Source organism: Carnobacterium sp. FSL E2-0243, assembly GCF_038003605.1.
Classification (GTDB): Bacteria; Bacillota; Bacilli; order Lactobacillales; family Carnobacteriaceae; genus Carnobacterium; species Carnobacterium maltaromaticum.
Genome location: NZ_JBBOPM010000001.1, coordinates 459401 through 474183, shown reverse-complemented (window position 1 = coordinate 474183; position 14783 = coordinate 459401). Strand labels below are relative to the sequence as shown.

General features: G+C 34.9%; 17 protein-coding genes. 2 read left to right on the top strand and 15 right to left on the bottom strand.

Features of this window, described 5'->3' with window-relative positions; all coding sequences use genetic code 11:
* The 6 genes from MHI00_RS02210 to MHI00_RS02185 form a co-directional block, all read right to left on the bottom strand.
* A complete protein-coding gene (locus MHI00_RS02210) occupies window positions 1-324 on the bottom strand; it encodes a PTS fructose transporter subunit IIB (RefSeq protein ID WP_010052709.1) in 324 nt (107 codons plus the stop codon).
* Between the two features lie 15 nt (window positions 325-339).
* Window positions 340-786, bottom strand: a complete 447-nt coding sequence (locus tag MHI00_RS02205; RefSeq protein WP_201734073.1) for a PTS sugar transporter subunit IIA — start codon at window positions 784-786, stop codon at window positions 340-342.
* Entirely contained in the window at window positions 787-2694 is a 1908-nt protein-coding gene (locus tag MHI00_RS02200) for a BglG family transcription antiterminator (RefSeq protein WP_332630279.1), read from the bottom strand.
* Window positions 2695-2913: 219 nt separating this feature from the next.
* Window positions 2914-4308: a 6-phospho-beta-glucosidase gene (locus MHI00_RS02195; protein WP_010052705.1), complete on the bottom strand. Its 1395-nt coding sequence runs from the start codon at window positions 4306-4308 to the stop codon at window positions 2914-2916.
* A 192-nt stretch (window positions 4309-4500) separates the two neighbouring features.
* Entirely contained in the window at window positions 4501-5172 is a 672-nt protein-coding gene (locus tag MHI00_RS02190; RefSeq protein ID WP_010052703.1) for an NAD(P)H-dependent oxidoreductase, read from the bottom strand.
* A 117-nt stretch (window positions 5173-5289) separates the two neighbouring features.
* Window positions 5290-5634, bottom strand: coding sequence for a winged helix-turn-helix transcriptional regulator (locus MHI00_RS02185; RefSeq protein WP_010052702.1), 345 nt, complete (start codon window positions 5632-5634; stop codon window positions 5290-5292).
* A gap of 160 nt (window positions 5635-5794) precedes the next feature.
* Between MHI00_RS02185 and MHI00_RS02180 the strand changes: the two genes are divergently transcribed.
* On the top strand, window positions 5795-6328 hold the full coding sequence (locus MHI00_RS02180; protein ID WP_157456032.1) for a 3'-5' exonuclease: 534 nt from the start codon (window positions 5795-5797) through the stop codon (window positions 6326-6328).
* An 86-nt stretch (window positions 6329-6414) separates the two neighbouring features.
* Entirely contained in the window at window positions 6415-7776 is a 1362-nt protein-coding gene (locus MHI00_RS02175) for a TrkH family potassium uptake protein (RefSeq protein WP_029451573.1), read from the top strand.
* Window positions 7777-7822: 46 nt separating this feature from the next.
* Here the strand turns inward: MHI00_RS02175 and MHI00_RS02170 are convergent, their stop codons facing one another.
* From MHI00_RS02170 to MHI00_RS02130, 9 genes are all read right to left on the bottom strand, one after another.
* Window positions 7823-8356, bottom strand: a complete 534-nt coding sequence (locus tag MHI00_RS02170) for a GNAT family N-acetyltransferase (RefSeq protein ID WP_057001232.1) — start codon at window positions 8354-8356, stop codon at window positions 7823-7825.
* A gap of 15 nt (window positions 8357-8371) precedes the next feature.
* Window positions 8372-8836 carry a tRNA (adenosine(37)-N6)-threonylcarbamoyltransferase complex ATPase subunit type 1 TsaE gene (gene tsaE, locus MHI00_RS02165; protein WP_010052696.1) on the bottom strand — a complete coding sequence of 155 codons (465 nt, stop codon included), beginning with the start codon at window positions 8834-8836 and terminating at the stop codon, window positions 8372-8374.
* Between the two features lie 22 nt (window positions 8837-8858).
* Window positions 8859-9353, bottom strand: a complete 495-nt coding sequence (locus MHI00_RS02160) for an NUDIX hydrolase (protein ID WP_341110674.1) — start codon at window positions 9351-9353, stop codon at window positions 8859-8861.
* A gap of 16 nt (window positions 9354-9369) precedes the next feature.
* Window positions 9370-10053, bottom strand: coding sequence for a Dph6-related ATP pyrophosphatase (locus MHI00_RS02155; protein WP_010052693.1), 684 nt, complete (start codon window positions 10051-10053; stop codon window positions 9370-9372).
* Window positions 10043-10921 carry a 16S rRNA (cytidine(1402)-2'-O)-methyltransferase gene (gene rsmI / locus MHI00_RS02150; RefSeq protein WP_057000086.1) on the bottom strand — a complete coding sequence of 293 codons (879 nt, stop codon included), beginning with the start codon at window positions 10919-10921 and terminating at the stop codon, window positions 10043-10045. Before rsmI ends, MHI00_RS02155 begins: the two co-directional genes overlap by 11 nt.
* A complete protein-coding gene (locus tag MHI00_RS02145; protein ID WP_010052691.1) occupies window positions 10893-11252 on the bottom strand; it encodes a GIY-YIG nuclease family protein in 360 nt (119 codons plus the stop codon). The genes rsmI and MHI00_RS02145 overlap by 29 nt, the downstream gene beginning before the upstream one ends.
* Entirely contained in the window at window positions 11236-11991 is a 756-nt protein-coding gene (locus MHI00_RS02140) for a tRNA1(Val) (adenine(37)-N6)-methyltransferase (protein WP_135057045.1), read from the bottom strand. Before MHI00_RS02140 ends, MHI00_RS02145 begins: the two co-directional genes overlap by 17 nt.
* A 133-nt stretch (window positions 11992-12124) precedes the next feature.
* A complete protein-coding gene (locus MHI00_RS02135) occupies window positions 12125-13105 on the bottom strand; it encodes an NAD(P)H-quinone oxidoreductase (protein ID WP_057000087.1) in 981 nt (326 codons plus the stop codon).
* A 436-nt stretch (window positions 13106-13541) separates the two neighbouring features.
* The gene (locus MHI00_RS02130; protein WP_015077563.1) at window positions 13542-14324 is read right to left on the bottom strand and encodes an ABC transporter ATP-binding protein; all 783 of its coding nucleotides are present in this window, start codon (window positions 14322-14324) and stop codon (window positions 13542-13544) included.
* Window positions 14325-14783 lie beyond the last annotated feature (459 nt).

Genomic DNA, 14783 nt, shown 5'->3' with positions numbered 1-14783 from the left:
TTAACTATCTATATCTACTAAGGCTAATGCTTCTTTAATAATCTTCTCTGCATCCTTAATTGGTGCTGCAACCGGAACTCTTAAAATCTTCTTCCCTGCAAAGCGTTCTTCATTTCGAACTTTGGTGTCGACTGCAAAAATGACAACTTCTCCAATTTGAACATCTTTTTCAGTCAATTCATTCTCAATACCTGTTGCGCCTTGTGTTTCAACTTTAATCATATCTCCTAATCCTTTTGCCCCTTTTTTTAAGGCCTGGGCTGCCATATAAGTATGAGCTACTCCTGTTGCACAAGCTGTTACGGCAATAATTTTTCTTTTCATGTTGATTTCCTCCTCTTATTTTAAGATCTTGATAATGTTTGCTGGATCAGTTTCTTCTTTTAAAGCTACTATAAATTCATCATCCATTAATTTCATTGCAATTTCTGACAATAAACGTAAATGGGTTTCGCCTTTTTCTGAATTAGGGATCGCTAGCATAATCACAATGACTACTGGCTGATCATCTAGTGACTGCCATTCCACTGGTGTATTTAATTTTGCAAAAGCAATTGCTGCCTCAGTTACTGTGTCGCTTTTTCCATGAGGAATTGCAACTCCATTTCCAACTCCAGTAGTCGAATGTTCTTCACGTTCCAAAACCGACTGGATATAAGCCTCTTTATTGCTAAGAACCCCCTTTTTATCTAATTCATTTGCTAATCGTTCAATAACTTCTGCCTGACTTGAAGCCACTAAATCAATCACTACTTGTTTGATATCTAATACATCTTCTACGCTCATTTATTTTCCCTCTTTCAAATAACTTAATAATTGCTCTTGATTGCCTTTAGCTAAAAAACTTTTGTCACCACTATCAATAATCTCTAGTAAATGATCATAAATCGCTTCTAAATCATGAGAACTTTCATCTTTGATACAAATAAAGAAAATATATTTAACTTTCGCATCTCCCCATTTGATTTCTTTTTTTAGTCTTAAAAAGGCTATCGCTGATTTTAAGACTAGTTCAGGTGCTCCGTGAGGGGTTGCAAATTTGCCAAAAGAAGTAAATGACAGACTTTCCCGATCAATGGCCGATTGGATAATTCCCTTTTTAACGTATCCTTTTCTAACTAATTGTTTCCCTATAAAATGAATAACTGCTTCAAAATTAGCTAATGGTTGATCAAGAAAAACTAAATCTTGATGAATCAAACGAGCAAAAGTTTTAGTACCTTTTGCGACTTCCTTTTTTTCATCGATAAATTTATTGATTTTATTCTGATCAATTTGACTTAATACTGGGGAAACATATAAAATCGTATGATTTTCAATTTCTAAATTAACTGTTGATAAAATTAAATCTTCGGTAATTTTGGTTCGAGCTAGTTCCTGAATCGAAAGAATCCTTGAAATCTCTAGCTTAGGGAATTTCCTTCTAATTCTTGCAGCTAACAATTGTGATGTCCCTTTGCCACTACTACAAACTAATAAGACTTTTATTTTATCTATATTTTCTTCTTTCTTACGTTCTTTAAATGCTTGTATATGGACCGCTAAATAGGCTGTTTCATCTTCAGGAATGATCAATTCAAATGTTTTTTCTAGTTTTTGCTTCAACTGAATTGCTTCCTCAAAAGAAATCGGAAAACTCTGCTTAACATCTGCTATAAAAGGATTGGCAATAGGTAAATCTTTACGAATCCGTTCAATGACTGATTTAATATGAGTGACTAATCCCACCAATGAAGCCTCATCATAATTTACGATAGTGTCTTTGATAATCTCTCTGACAAAATTATCGTTAGGGCTTTCATAAATCAATTCAGAAGCAGTCAATTTATTCATATTTAAATGGCTATTAATAAACATAATCTCAGAAACCGGTAACTGAATCTCAAAATGATTTTCTAATACTTTAATAAATTTAGCTAATTCAGAGTTAGAAGGAAATTGATTTTCTAGTGCTTCATCCATTAAAAGCTGACCATTTTTGATACGTTCAATGGCAACTAAGAGATGAAGTAACAAAGAATGGTAGCTCATGTCACTCATTTCTGGTTGAGATTTAGAAAAATAGTCTTGTAACAACTCATCAATTTCTTTCAGCATCTGCAAATTGACAAAACCTTTAGCAAAATCTGGAACACCTTCAATTGTATGAGTAAAAGATTCCTCAGTTTTAACAACTTGCCAATTTTGACTCCAGAAATAATAAATCAAATCGACTGCTAACTTTCTTTTTTCATGCTCCATAAGATTTAGAAAAGAACCTTTACCAGGAATCCATTCAATTGTGACATCAAATAAAGCAAAGATTTCATTCACCTTATTCATATCTTTTTCAAGAGTTGTTTTACCAATAAATAAAGAATCTTGTAATTCCTGTCGAGTAAAGTAACTCGTTTGTTCAATAATTTTAAAACAAAGATATTGAACTCGTTCCTCTTTTGTCGTTGGAATTGCCTGTTGATTAGTCAATTGCATTAATTGATTCAGCTGATCTCGATCTCCAACTAATGAAATCCCAACTTTAGGCTTGCGAATTAAGGACACGCCACTTCCTGCAAAATAGTTATCAATAATCTTTAAAGATTGTGAAATTGTCTTACTCGATAAATGCATGGTTTCAGCAATTTTTGAAATTGTGGTTAACTCGCTAGCTAGCAAGATTGTGACAATCTCTTTTTCACGTCTTTCCAATACCATTTCGATTCACTTTCCTCTCTGTAGCTATATAGTAATATTAAAACGCTTCCAAGAAAACACTTTCTTTTACAGGATATAATCGTGTAAAAAGTGGGCAGGCTGTTTTATTCTTACTATTCTAGCACTATCTCCTTTAGCTTGTATAGAAAAAGAGAATTGATCAAGGACAGGTCCTCAATCAATTCTCTTTAATTATTCAGCATTACTTTAATTTATATATTAATTACTTTTCATCAACTCAGTTACATACGCAACTGTTTCTGGTTGATTTTCTTCAATATCTTTAATCTTATCAGCGAATTGTGGTAAATGCTCTTTATGAGCAACTAATAATTCGTCTAATAAAGTTCTAGCCATTGTTCCACCTGGCACTAATGGATTAATAGTGAAGGCATGTAAAGCAGCACCGTAATCGCCATCAATAGCTGCACGAATAACTGTTTCTTCCATTCCTTTCATTACTTGAATAATTCCACGAGCTGCTGGTGGGAATGAACCCCAATTGTAAGGCTCTGGTCCATGTCCAGTTACCGGTCCAGAAACTTCAACGATACAATCATATGGTAAATCTGTAATTGTTCCATTATTTTCAGTTGAAACAACCATATCTGTGCGTTTATCATTTTGAATTGACGCAATCAGTTCACAAGCAGCATCACTATAGTGAGTTCCACCACGTTGCTCTAATTCTTTTGGTTTATAGTCTAGGTTAGGATCTTTATAAAGTTCAAATAAACGAGCTTCCGTTTCTTTTACAACTTGTGCTCTTGTTTCTCCATTTTTAAATTCTTCAACAGAATGAGCCAACATTTCATCTTCAATATAGTAATAACGATGATATCCACATGGCAATAAGCCTAAATCTTTAATTTGCTCATAAGGGAATGGTACATTATGAATATTTTTCAAGTGACTTTCAGTATTGCTTTCTGGTCCATAAATTAAATCAATCAGCTCAGCCGTACGTTCTTTTCCTTCTTTATCCCAAACACGATGCCAATGGAAATGATTAATCCCAGCAAATTTGAAGAATAACTCTTCTTCTGGTAAGCCTAGTTTTTCAGCAGCTTGTTTACGATGTCCAATTGGAACATTACATAAACCAGCTGTCTTCTTCCAACCACCATGTTTAATCGCTGCCTCTGTCACCATTCCTGCAGGGTTTGTAAAGTTGACTAACCAAGCATCTGGACATAATTCTTTCATGTCGTTAATAATATCTAAAATAACTGGAATCGTACGGAATGCTTTAAACATTCCACCTGCACCATTTGTTTCTTGCCCTAAAATCCCATGTGATAAAGGAATACGTTCATCTTTAATCCGAGCATCTAATAATCCAACACGGAATTGAGTTGATACATAGTCGGCATCTTTCAATGCTGCGCGACGATCTAATGTCAAATGAACTTCCCAAGGTAAACCAGCTGCCTTGACCATCCGTTTTGCCATTTCACCAACAACGGCTAATTTTTCTTTACCTGCTTCAATATCTACTAGCCAAATCTCTTTAATAGGTAGCTCATCTTTACGTTTGATGTAGCCCTCAATTAATTCTGGCGTATAACTTGAACCGCCACCAATAGTTACAATCTTTAATGCATTTCTCGACATATAAAATTTCCTCCTATTAAGCGTTTTCTTTTCTACAAATTAACTATACTTTATGTAATGCATTACATGTCAAGCGTTTTCATTTTTTAAATTTAATTCCTCTGTTTAATCAGGAAAAGAGCCATATAATTGTTGTTTTTTTTATCAGATTCCTTTATGTACACCCACTAACAAAAGTGGGCGCCTTAAAATTTAGTTTATCCATTGAACAATATCAGTTAGTGGTTGCCGAACGGATTTAAACTCCGGATCATTTTCTTTATAACCAAATGCAGCCATTACTGAAACGCCAAATACTTCTGGGTCTATTAACTTATTCTCAACTAAAATCTTTGTCACAGCTTCATAGTTAAAGCCTTCAATCGGACATGAATCAATGCCAATTTGTTGAGCCATAGTCATCATATTTGCTAAAGCTAAATAGGTCTGTTTACTCGCCCAATCAAATAAGTTACGTTCATCATCTAAAATTTTCATATCCACTTCTTGAAAATTCTTATAGGCACCTTTCATTTGCTCTACAATATCTGGTGATATTTTTTTCACATTTTTAAGCAAATGATCAATATAGTCCGAATCATAGCGTGCATCTTTCCTAGCTAAAATAATGACAAAATGACTAGCTGTTGGCAATTGTCCTTTAGCACCAAAGCTAACTTCCCTAATCTGTTCTCTAATCTCCTCATTTTGCAGTACTAGAAAACGCCATGGCTCATATCCAACTGAACTTGGCGAGCGTCTTCCAACCTCTAAAATAAACTCAAAATCTTCATCCGAAATCTTTTTTGTTGGATCAAATGACTTTATTGCCCGGCGCGAATCCATAATAGTCAGTAATTCCTGTTGTTTGTCTGTTGTATTCATTTACTCGTCTCCTTTGTAAGTAGTAGTCGATATTTTCTTTACTCATTTATCTTACTACATCACTTACAAAAAACAAGTAGGCACATTTTTGTTCAATAGGAACATTTTTGTTACCTACTAACAGTAATAATTTTCAGGTTGATTTTCATCGCCCCACTTTTTCAGCGCAAATACAATTGGATTCAGAGTTGTACCAAATTCAGATAATGTGTATTCAACTTTAGGTGGTACTTCTGGATAGACTTTTCGTTTGATGACTCCATCCCTTTCTAGCTCTCTTAATTGTAACGTCAAGATTCTAGTAGTAATTCTAGGAACTAAGCGATGGATTTCATTAAATCGTTTTGTTCCTGAAGTTAAATGGTATAAAATCACACTTTTCCACTTACCACCAATAATTTCTAATGTATAAGTTACAGGACAACCGGCATTCACTGAATAATCAAATTGCGTTTCCTCCATTTTTATCTCCCTCTTTTCACTTACTATTTGTATAGTTTACCATTTTTTAGCACGTTTATCAGTACTACCGATAAATAAAATTAGCCCTCCTATCGTACCTAGCAATTCAACCAAAAAAAGTTTATACTAAACAGATAAACTATTGTTCGAGGTGAAGAAAATGAATTTTGTTGCACTGGATTTTGAAACAGCCAATCATGAACGACATAGCGCGTGTTCTGTTGCTATGACAGTCGTGCGCAACAGTCGAATTGTTGACAATTATTACACACTAATTAAACCTGAAACACCTTTTTTCTGGCGAAATATTCAAATTCATGGCATCCATGAAGCCGATGTACAAGATGCACCTAAATTCCCAGAAATCTGGGCAAATATGCAGCCTTTTTTCATTGAGAATCGCTTAATTGTTGCGCATAATTTACCCTTTGATCACGGTGTTTTAAATGCTTGCTTGGATTACTATGGAATTGAGCGTCCTCATTTCCAAACACTCTGTACCGTTCAATCAAGTAAACGGCTTTTGACGCAATTGCCTAATCATAAACTAAATACGGTATGTGATTACCTAGGAATTAATTTAGAAAATCATCATCATGCTTTAGACGACAGCAATGCATGTGCTAATATTTTACTGCACTTAGAAGATCAATTTGGTACAGATCCTTTAAAAAAATTAGTCAAACATGTTTAATGATGTTAAATTCGACTTCAACATTTAAAGTCAGAAAGGAAAATGTATTAGAACATAATTTATACTTCTAATACAAGGTCAGTCCCATTCATAAAAAACGTCGTTTAAAGAGGCCACGTTGGCAACTGTTACCTTCTCAATTTTTGGCACTAGGGTTCTTAAGTACTATTTTTATTGGCGGTATCCTACTTTCGTTGCCCTTTGCTTCACAATCAAATCAAGCAACGAATCTGTTAGATGCTTTTTTCACAGCCACTTCTGCTGTTTGTGTAACCGGCTTAACCACTTTAAATACAGCGGTACATTGGAGTTTAGCGGGTAAATTAATTATTATGCTCTTAATTGAAATTGGTGGATTAGGGTTTATGTCTTTTACGATTATTATTCTCCTTGCATCACGTAAAAAAATTAATTTCCGTACCCGAATTATTATGAAAGAAGCCTTAAATACGAACCAACTTTCCGGAGGCGTTAATTTTATTATCTATATTCTAAAATTTTCAGTTGGTCTGCAATTATTGGCTGCTTGCCTTTTAAGTATTGATTTTATTCCTCGTTACGGTTTAGCTAAAGGAGCTTTTTTCAGCCTCTTTCATTCCGTTTCCGCTTTTTGTAATGCTGGATTTGATTTATTCGGAAATAGCTTAGAGTCTTTCCAAAAAAATCCTTTGGTACTTGGCGTTTTAAGTTTCTTGATTATTGCTGGCGGACTTGGATTTATTGTCTGGCGTGATTTATTGACGTATCGAAAAAATAAGCGTCTTTCTTTTCACTCTAAGCTAACCTTAAGAGTCACTTTTATTTTATTAGTTGGTGGTTTTTTATTCTTTTTACTAACTGAACAAAACTTATCGCACTTAAAAGATTTAACATTTGGCGAGCGGTTAATGAATACTTTTTTCCTAACCGTTACGCCTCGTACAGCTGGATTTAATAGTGTTTCTTTTTCAGGTTTATCACAAGCGAGTATTTTATTAAGCTGTTTTTTAATGTATATAGGAGGATCATCCGGATCAACAGCTGGCGGAATCAAAACAACGACTCTTGGTATTCTAGTGATGCATGCTTATTCTGTTTTTAAAGGTGAAGAGCGCACTCAATTTTCAGGACGTTCGATTAATCCGACACTAATCAATCGAGCTTTTGTCTTGTTATTCATTACAATGACTGTCATCACTACGGCTATCATTACTCTAAGTATCACAGAAACGATTCCACCTGATTTTGGCATTGAGTATATTGTATTTGAAGTCTTTTCAGCCTTTGGTACAGTTGGAGTCACCTTAGGATTAACACCCCAACTTACAGCAATCGGCAAAATTATCATAATGGCTCTAATGTTTACAGGACGTATAGGCATGTTTACTTTCTTATTATCCATTATAAAACGAACAAATCAAGCAAATACAAAAATAAAGTACCCAGAAGAAAATGTCATTATTGGTTAGCAAAAAAGGAAGAATCAGCAGAAACTTAACTGCTATTCTTCCTTTTTTAATCGATTCCATCAATCATTTTACTCATAAGACAGACATCTAAATATTCACCATCTTCAAAAACACCTCGTGGCATAATAGCTTCTTCATTGAAGCCTAGTTTCTGATAGACGTGAATAGCTCGTTGATTGCGAGCTTGAACCGTTAATTCCAATCGACGAATAATCCCTGTCTCTTGGCTCCAATAAATTAGCTCATCCACTAAATTCGTTCCTAATCCAAATCCCCAGTAGTCTTTAGCAACTGCTACTCCAATTTCACCAATATGGCGTAATTTCGGTTTATTACTTGCTGAAACTGATCCTGTAGCAATCACTTTATCACCTAATAGTGCGACCAATAAAATATTATTTTCAGATTCTAAGATTCGCTCTAAATTAATCGCTTCTTCTGCTGAACTAATATTCAAGCCTTCCGCTCCCATTGATAAAAAGCCTGTTTCTATTGCTGCTGACTCTAGGAAACGAATAATCTCTCCTGCATCTTCAGGTAACGCTTCACGAAGGACAATATCTATTTTTTCTTGCGTCATATCGAATCCCCCTTCTTAAAAAACTTTTTCAAGTTCTGCTAACATCTGGCTATAATGAGTTCCTGTAGCCGTAAAAATTAGTTCCCTTTGCTCTAAATTTGCGCCTGTTGGAATTAAATTAATTTTTAAATAATCTTTGGGTAAATCCTCTGGAATAAAAGTGGCCCATTCGACAATTGAAACCCCATCACCTTGAAAATATTCTTCCAAACCTAACTCAGTACCACCAGTTTCTTCTAAACGATAGACATCCATATGATACAAAGGTAAACGACCTTCTGTATATTCACGAATAATTGTGTATGTGGGACTTTTAATCACTCGTTTAATGCCTAAACCTTCAGCAAGTCCTTTAGTAAATGTTGTTTTCCCTGCACCCAAATTACCTTCCAATAGAATAACATCTCCAGCAGTTAAATACTCAGCTAATTTAGCAGCTATTGCGCGAGTCTCTTGTTCATTATTTGCATTTAATTTCATATCTATTCTCCTTTTCATGGCTCTATTCGTGGTTAATAAGATGAACAGGGCACTCAGGTAAATTTACTAAGTAATTTGTTAAGATTTCTGGTCGAAAATTCAAATTCACTAATTCGGTTAAAGGAACCCAACTATAGTTTAATTTATCACTTTCAGCCCCATGAAACTTCTGGCCCATTTGAAAAGGAATCTTCGAGCTACTTTCCAATTGATAATACATCGAAATTTCATGAAAATGACGTTGACTACCTGTTCTGTGATTGACAAAAAAATTTTCAATTAGTGCAATTAAGCGTGTTCCATTAACTTCCAGCCCTAACTCTTCCAGCCATTCACGTTCTACCCCAATTTTTGAGTCTTCTCCAACTTTAACACGTCCACCAGGTAACACCCAATAGTCTTCTTTTTCATAATATTCCAAAAGAATAGCCGCTTCTTGAATCAAAATTCCGGCAGCACGATGATTAAAGGTAAAATCACCAACTTGTACAGTTAAATCTTCACTCCTTAACTCCATCTTATACCTCCTGGCTTTACTGAATATTTAATGAATAACAATACTCATTTTCATAAATTCCAATCGTTTCAAATTCAACTGGCTTTTTAAATAAAGGTCCATCAACAACAAAAGTATGATATTCACCATTTTCACCGCAGACATCTAACTCATTTTCTCTCAAAAAAGTAACAATTTCAGTATTTAAAGTTTTACCTAGTAACTCTTGAGGAATGGAATAACTTTTACTAATCGTTTTAATCACAGCACTATAGCCCTTATTTAAAAAATCAGCTACACACTTTTCGTGATCTCTCTGCCATAAGGGCAATAACGGAATCAGTCCTGCCTCAGTTGCCGTATCCTCATCCCATTTCCGATTCTCGTCTCCATCAATATCTCCAAATCCACAATACTCAGCCCCTAAAGCCTTCGCTTCTTCCAAACCTTTAATAAATTCAGTTTGATACGATCTTGCATCACTACGAATTTTCAACAAAGGAATCCCTAAACTTTCAGCAACTGCTTCTAATAAAGGTTCACTAATTCCATGAAACCAAGAACGCTCAACATCTAAATTAATCGCCGTTACTAAACAAACTGGTTGATAACCTATTTCAATTAGCTCATGTAAAGCTAGCATGCTGTCTTTTCCACCACTGTAACTAAAACACATTTTCCCTTTAGCTTTTTGCGAAGGATTCAGCTCATTAAATTTCATGATAAGCACCATAGACTTCTTGTTTTTTTAATTCACGAATTTTAGCCACTTCTTTAATTGCCGTTTTACTAGGCACATCTAGTTCAGTCATTAATAGCTCTACATGTTCTTTTAAACTAAGAGCTTCCCAAGAACGATCTGTTTCAGCCAGGAGACTTCCTTGATGATTGCCTTCAATAATTAAACAAAATTCTCCTCGAACTTCATTTTCCGTGGCCCATTCTAAAGCTTCTACTAACGTTCCGCGAATAAATTCTTCAAATTTTTTCGTTAATTCACGACAACAAACTATTTTACGATCTTCACCAAAAACACCAATCATCGCTTTTAATACTTCCTTTAACCGATGAGGAGATTCATATAAAATCAAGGTTTCAGGACGCTGATTTAGCTCTTCTAAGGCGGCCAATTGTTCTTTCTTCTTTCTTGGTAAAAATCCATAAAAATAAAAAGGTTGGGGAGCTAAACCTGAAGCGATTAAAGCCGTTAAACCTGCATTGGCTCCTGGCAGTGGTACAACCGGAATATCGGCTTCAATACATGCCACAACTAATTCATGCCCCGGATCACTAATTGAAGGCATGCCAGCATCGCTAACTTGTGCAATCGATAAACCTGCTTCTAATTTTTCAATTAACTGTCCAATTCGTTCTTGCGTATTATGTTCATGGAAGCTAATTTGACTGGTTGTAATGTCAAAATAATTTAATAATTTTTGCGTATTTCGGGTATCTTCTGAAGCAATTAAATCCACCTCTTTTAAGAGACGAATGCCACGAATTGTCATATCTTCTAAATTGCCAATTGGCGTTGGAATTAAATACAACATTCCTCTACTTTCATCCTGAAAGCTCTTTTGACTTTGCATTACTAGACTCCTCCTCGATTCCATCTAAATTAACTAGACATTTTTGCTTTGGATTAAGTGGAAATTCAACACCTGCCGCTTGTAAAAATTGAACTTTTTTAGCACGACTTTGCTTCTTAAACGCATACTCAGCCTTGGTCGCGGCGCTTCGACTACTAAACCCCTCTGCATAAATCATTTTTAATGGTCTGCGATAACTAGGTTTCGTATACTTTGCTCCAATGCCATCATTATGCTCTTTTTCTCTACGGCTTAAATCTGTTGTATACCCACCATAAAAACTTCCGTCCTTACAGCAAAGTACATAAAAATAACTAATTTTCGTTTCCATACATAATCTCACTTATCTCAGGTAAATACGTATTTTCCTCACTATAAACAACTAGTGGGGGCATCACTCGAAAACCTGTTTCCTTTCCATCTTTAATTCCTTCAATCAACAAAATATTCGCTTCGCGTCCCACTTTTGGATAAACAAGTTGCATACGCTTAGGAGCCAAACGATTTCGCTTCATTGCTTCTAAAATTTCTATTAAACGATCTGGACGATGAACAAAATAAGCTTTGCCATTCATTTTCAATAAGTCGCTTGTAACAGCCATTACTTCATTTAAGTTCGTATGAATTTCATGACGAGCAATAGCTAAATGTGGATTAGGGTTTTTCTTACTTGTCACTGGAGAAGAAAAATAAGGTGGATTACAGGTCACTACATCGACAGAATCCTTGGCAATCCATTTTGTTGCATCTTTCAAATCAGCTTGTATAATTGAGACTTGCTCTTCTAATTGATTTAATTGAATACTACGCTGAGCCATGTCAGCTAAACGCTCTTGAAGTTCGATTCCAATGATTGGGCTTTGCGTTTTTTCACTTAATAATAGACCTACAGCACCATTTCCAGCACATAAATCAACAATTTTCCCACGATTATTGTAAGGTAAGTTAGCAAAATGAGCTAATAATACCGCATCTAATGAGTAAGAAAAAACCGTTGGACTTTGAATAATATCTAAATTAGCCCGAACTAAACGATCAATTCGCTCATCTTCTTTTAACCATTTTTCCAACTCTTTTCACTTCCTTATGCCTTGATTGTCGCCATTTATTATAGCACACTACTCCTTCTTTTGTATCTGCTCTTTCACACAAAAATATCAGTAAACTAAGCCTGTAAGCTTGTGTTTACTGATTGTTTTTTGGTTAATACATTTTTAAAATAAGTTTTCCAATATTTTGGTTGTTTTCCATATATTGATGCGCATGTTGAACATCTGTTAGCGGAAAAACAGTATCAATAATTGGTTTAATCTTTTTATCCATAAAATAAGGAAAAACTTTTTCCATAAATTCATTTGTTAACTTAGCTTTGTAGGCATCGCTACGTGGTGTTAACAAGGTTCCTTTTAGACTGATTCGTTTTTGCATTAAATCTCTTAAATTGATTTGTTCAATCATAGTTCCGCCAAGTGTTCCAATTAAAACCCAGCGACCATCTGTGCCAATGCTAGCTAAATTTTGGTCCCAATAACTAGCTCCAACAAAATCTAAAATGACATCTGCACCCTGTCCATCCGTTTTAGCTAAAACTTCCTTAGCAAAATCTTCTGTACGGTAATTAATGCCATAGTCCGCACCTAAACGTAAACAAAAATCCAACTTTTCTTGAGACCCTGCTGTGACAATCACTTTGGCATTAGTCAATTGTTTAGCCAGTTGAATCGCAGCAGTTCCAACTCCACTAGCGCCAGCATGAATTAAGACAGTTTCGTTTTCTTTCAGTTCGCCTAACCAATACAATGTTTGATAAGCCGTTAAAAAAACTTCTGGTAACCCTGCCGCTTCTTCAAAATCTAAATTTTCAGGAATTAACATCGCTCTTTCACTAGGCATAACTGCATAATTAGCATAACCGCCATGATTCACTAGTCCACAAACCTTAGCCCCCGGCTGAAAACGTTGATCCTGACTATGATTTTCAATGACTACTCCTGCAATTTCAACACCTAAAATAGGATAAGGCGCAGTTAAATTTTTATTTTCTCTTGTAACGATATCTGTTCGGTTCACTGCCGTAGCTTTGACTTCAATGAGTAATTCACCCGTTTTAGCTATGGGCATGTCGATATCTACTACTTTTAACACATCATAACTACCAGGTTTTTCCATTTTAATTGCCTGCATTTTATCGTCTCCCTAATAAAAAGTTTGTTGAGCCGGTTAGCTCTGGAAAGAAAATAGGAAAAATTGATAGGACGTTTTTTGTCCTCTCGAATTTTTATCTTTTTCTCGAAGAGTTGGCTCATAAGAACTGGCCTTGATAAAAAGTTTGTTGAGCCGGTTAGGCCTGTCAGAAAAATAGGAAATTCCAAGAAAAGTTGTTCTTTACTTTTTTGGGAATTTATCTTTTTTCCGAAGGACTGGCTCATAAGAACTGGCCTTGATAAAAAGTTTGTTGAGCTGTTTATCTCTGGCAAGAAAATAAGAAAAATTGACAGGACGCTTTTTGTCCTCTCGAATTTTTATCTTTTTCTCGAAGAGTTAGCTCATAAGAACTGGATTTCGACTCTAACCTACCTTTATTGTACCATAGCTCTCATCTAAACAAGTAGCCTAACCCTTAAAGTCTGCGATTCAAATACGTGGTAACTTGTCCATCTTTTTGTAATTCAACATTTATTTCTTCTTCAAAGAAAGCACTTAATGAGTCTTTCGTTATTAATTCCTGCGTTGCGCCTTTAGCAAAAATTTCACCAGACTTTAAAAGCAGCATTTTGTCAAAGCTAGGCAATAGTTCTTCTGTGTGATGGGTAATATAAAGTAACGTCGTTTGTGGGGCATGGCGAGCTAAGATATCAATATGATTCAACAAATTACGTTTAGCGACTAAATCTAATCCAGTACAAGGCTCATCTAAAATAAGTAATTTCGGTTCCGCCATCAACGCTCGAGCAATTAAAATCAATTGTCGTTGCCCTTGAGAACAGACTTCATATTTTTTCCCTATTAAATGTTCACCACCAGAAGCAATCAATTGCGTTTTAGCCTCATTCATTAATTCCTCAGTTGCTAGAACATGTAACCCTATGGTAGCAAATTTCCCACTTGCAACAATTTCTTCAGCTGTTTCATGCTCATACAATCGTTGTTGCAAAGCCGAGCTAACCCAACCAATGGATCGTCGTAAATCAGGCAAAGAAGTTTTTCCAAACACCTCATCTAGTACTGTAATTTGACCTTTGGTGGCCCACATATAGCCATTAATTAATTGCATGAGCGTTGTTTTTCCAGAACCATTTAAACCAAGGATACCCCAACGTTCACCGGCCTTTACTTGCCAATTAATATTTTTCAATATCCATTGTCCTTGCTTTTTAAACCAAACATTTTGAAATTCAAACATCTAATCCCTCCAATTAAATTTGACTTGTAACGTTATTATAATTAAGAGTAGCATACAATTGTCTGTTTTTTCAAAGTTATTATGAATTAAGTATGATTTAATAACTATCGACTCATCTTGATAGAAATGAACAATATGGTCGTTACTTCGAAAATGTTTATTCACTTATAAAAAATTATTAGTTATATCTGTTTACTATAGAGTTTTCCAATAAGAGATTAAGCTTACATCCATATATTTGATTTTCTATGTAAGGATATAGATAAAGCTAACAAAATCCTACAATATTTTAACCTATCTTAAAAACATAAATTGAGTTTTACTATTTTTAAACAAAAAAAGAGCAGCTAAAAAAGCAACTACTCCCAAAAGTTCCATTCATTTTGGAATCGAAATTAAATGGAACTTCCATATTTAATGCAACAAATTATTTTTAATTACTCTTTTATAAACAACTTT

Coding starts and splice junctions, on each gene's coding strand:
- MHI00_RS02210 (WP_010052709.1), bottom strand. CDS start 324: ATGAAAAGAAAAATTATTGCCGTAACAGCTTGTGCAACAGGAGTAGCT.
- MHI00_RS02205 (WP_201734073.1), bottom strand. CDS start 786: ATGAGCGTAGAAGATGTATTAGATATCAAACAAGTAGTGATTGATTTA.
- MHI00_RS02200 (WP_332630279.1), bottom strand. CDS start 2,694: ATGGTATTGGAAAGACGTGAAAAAGAGATTGTCACAATCTTGCTAGCT.
- MHI00_RS02195 (WP_010052705.1), bottom strand. CDS start 4,308: ATGTCGAGAAATGCATTAAAGATTGTAACTATTGGTGGCGGTTCAAGT.
- MHI00_RS02190 (WP_010052703.1), bottom strand. CDS start 5,172: ATGAATACAACAGACAAACAACAGGAATTACTGACTATTATGGATTCG.
- MHI00_RS02185 (WP_010052702.1), bottom strand. CDS start 5,634: ATGGAGGAAACGCAATTTGATTATTCAGTGAATGCCGGTTGTCCTGTA.
- MHI00_RS02180 (WP_157456032.1), top strand. CDS start 5,795: ATGAATTTTGTTGCACTGGATTTTGAAACAGCCAATCATGAACGACAT.
- MHI00_RS02170 (WP_057001232.1), bottom strand. CDS start 8,356: ATGACGCAAGAAAAAATAGATATTGTCCTTCGTGAAGCGTTACCTGAA.
- tsaE (WP_010052696.1), bottom strand. CDS start 8,836: ATGAAATTAAATGCAAATAATGAACAAGAGACTCGCGCAATAGCTGCT.
- MHI00_RS02160 (WP_341110674.1), bottom strand. CDS start 9,353: ATGGAGTTAAGGAGTGAAGATTTAACTGTACAAGTTGGTGATTTTACC.
- MHI00_RS02155 (WP_010052693.1), bottom strand. CDS start 10,053: ATGAAATTTAATGAGCTGAATCCTTCGCAAAAAGCTAAAGGGAAAATG.
- rsmI (WP_057000086.1), bottom strand. CDS start 10,921: ATGCAAAGTCAAAAGAGCTTTCAGGATGAAAGTAGAGGAATGTTGTAT.
- MHI00_RS02145 (WP_010052691.1), bottom strand. CDS start 11,252: ATGGAAACGAAAATTAGTTATTTTTATGTACTTTGCTGTAAGGACGGA.
- MHI00_RS02135 (WP_057000087.1), bottom strand. CDS start 13,105: ATGCAGGCAATTAAAATGGAAAAACCTGGTAGTTATGATGTGTTAAAA.
- MHI00_RS02130 (WP_015077563.1), bottom strand. CDS start 14,324: ATGTTTGAATTTCAAAATGTTTGGTTTAAAAAGCAAGGACAATGGATA.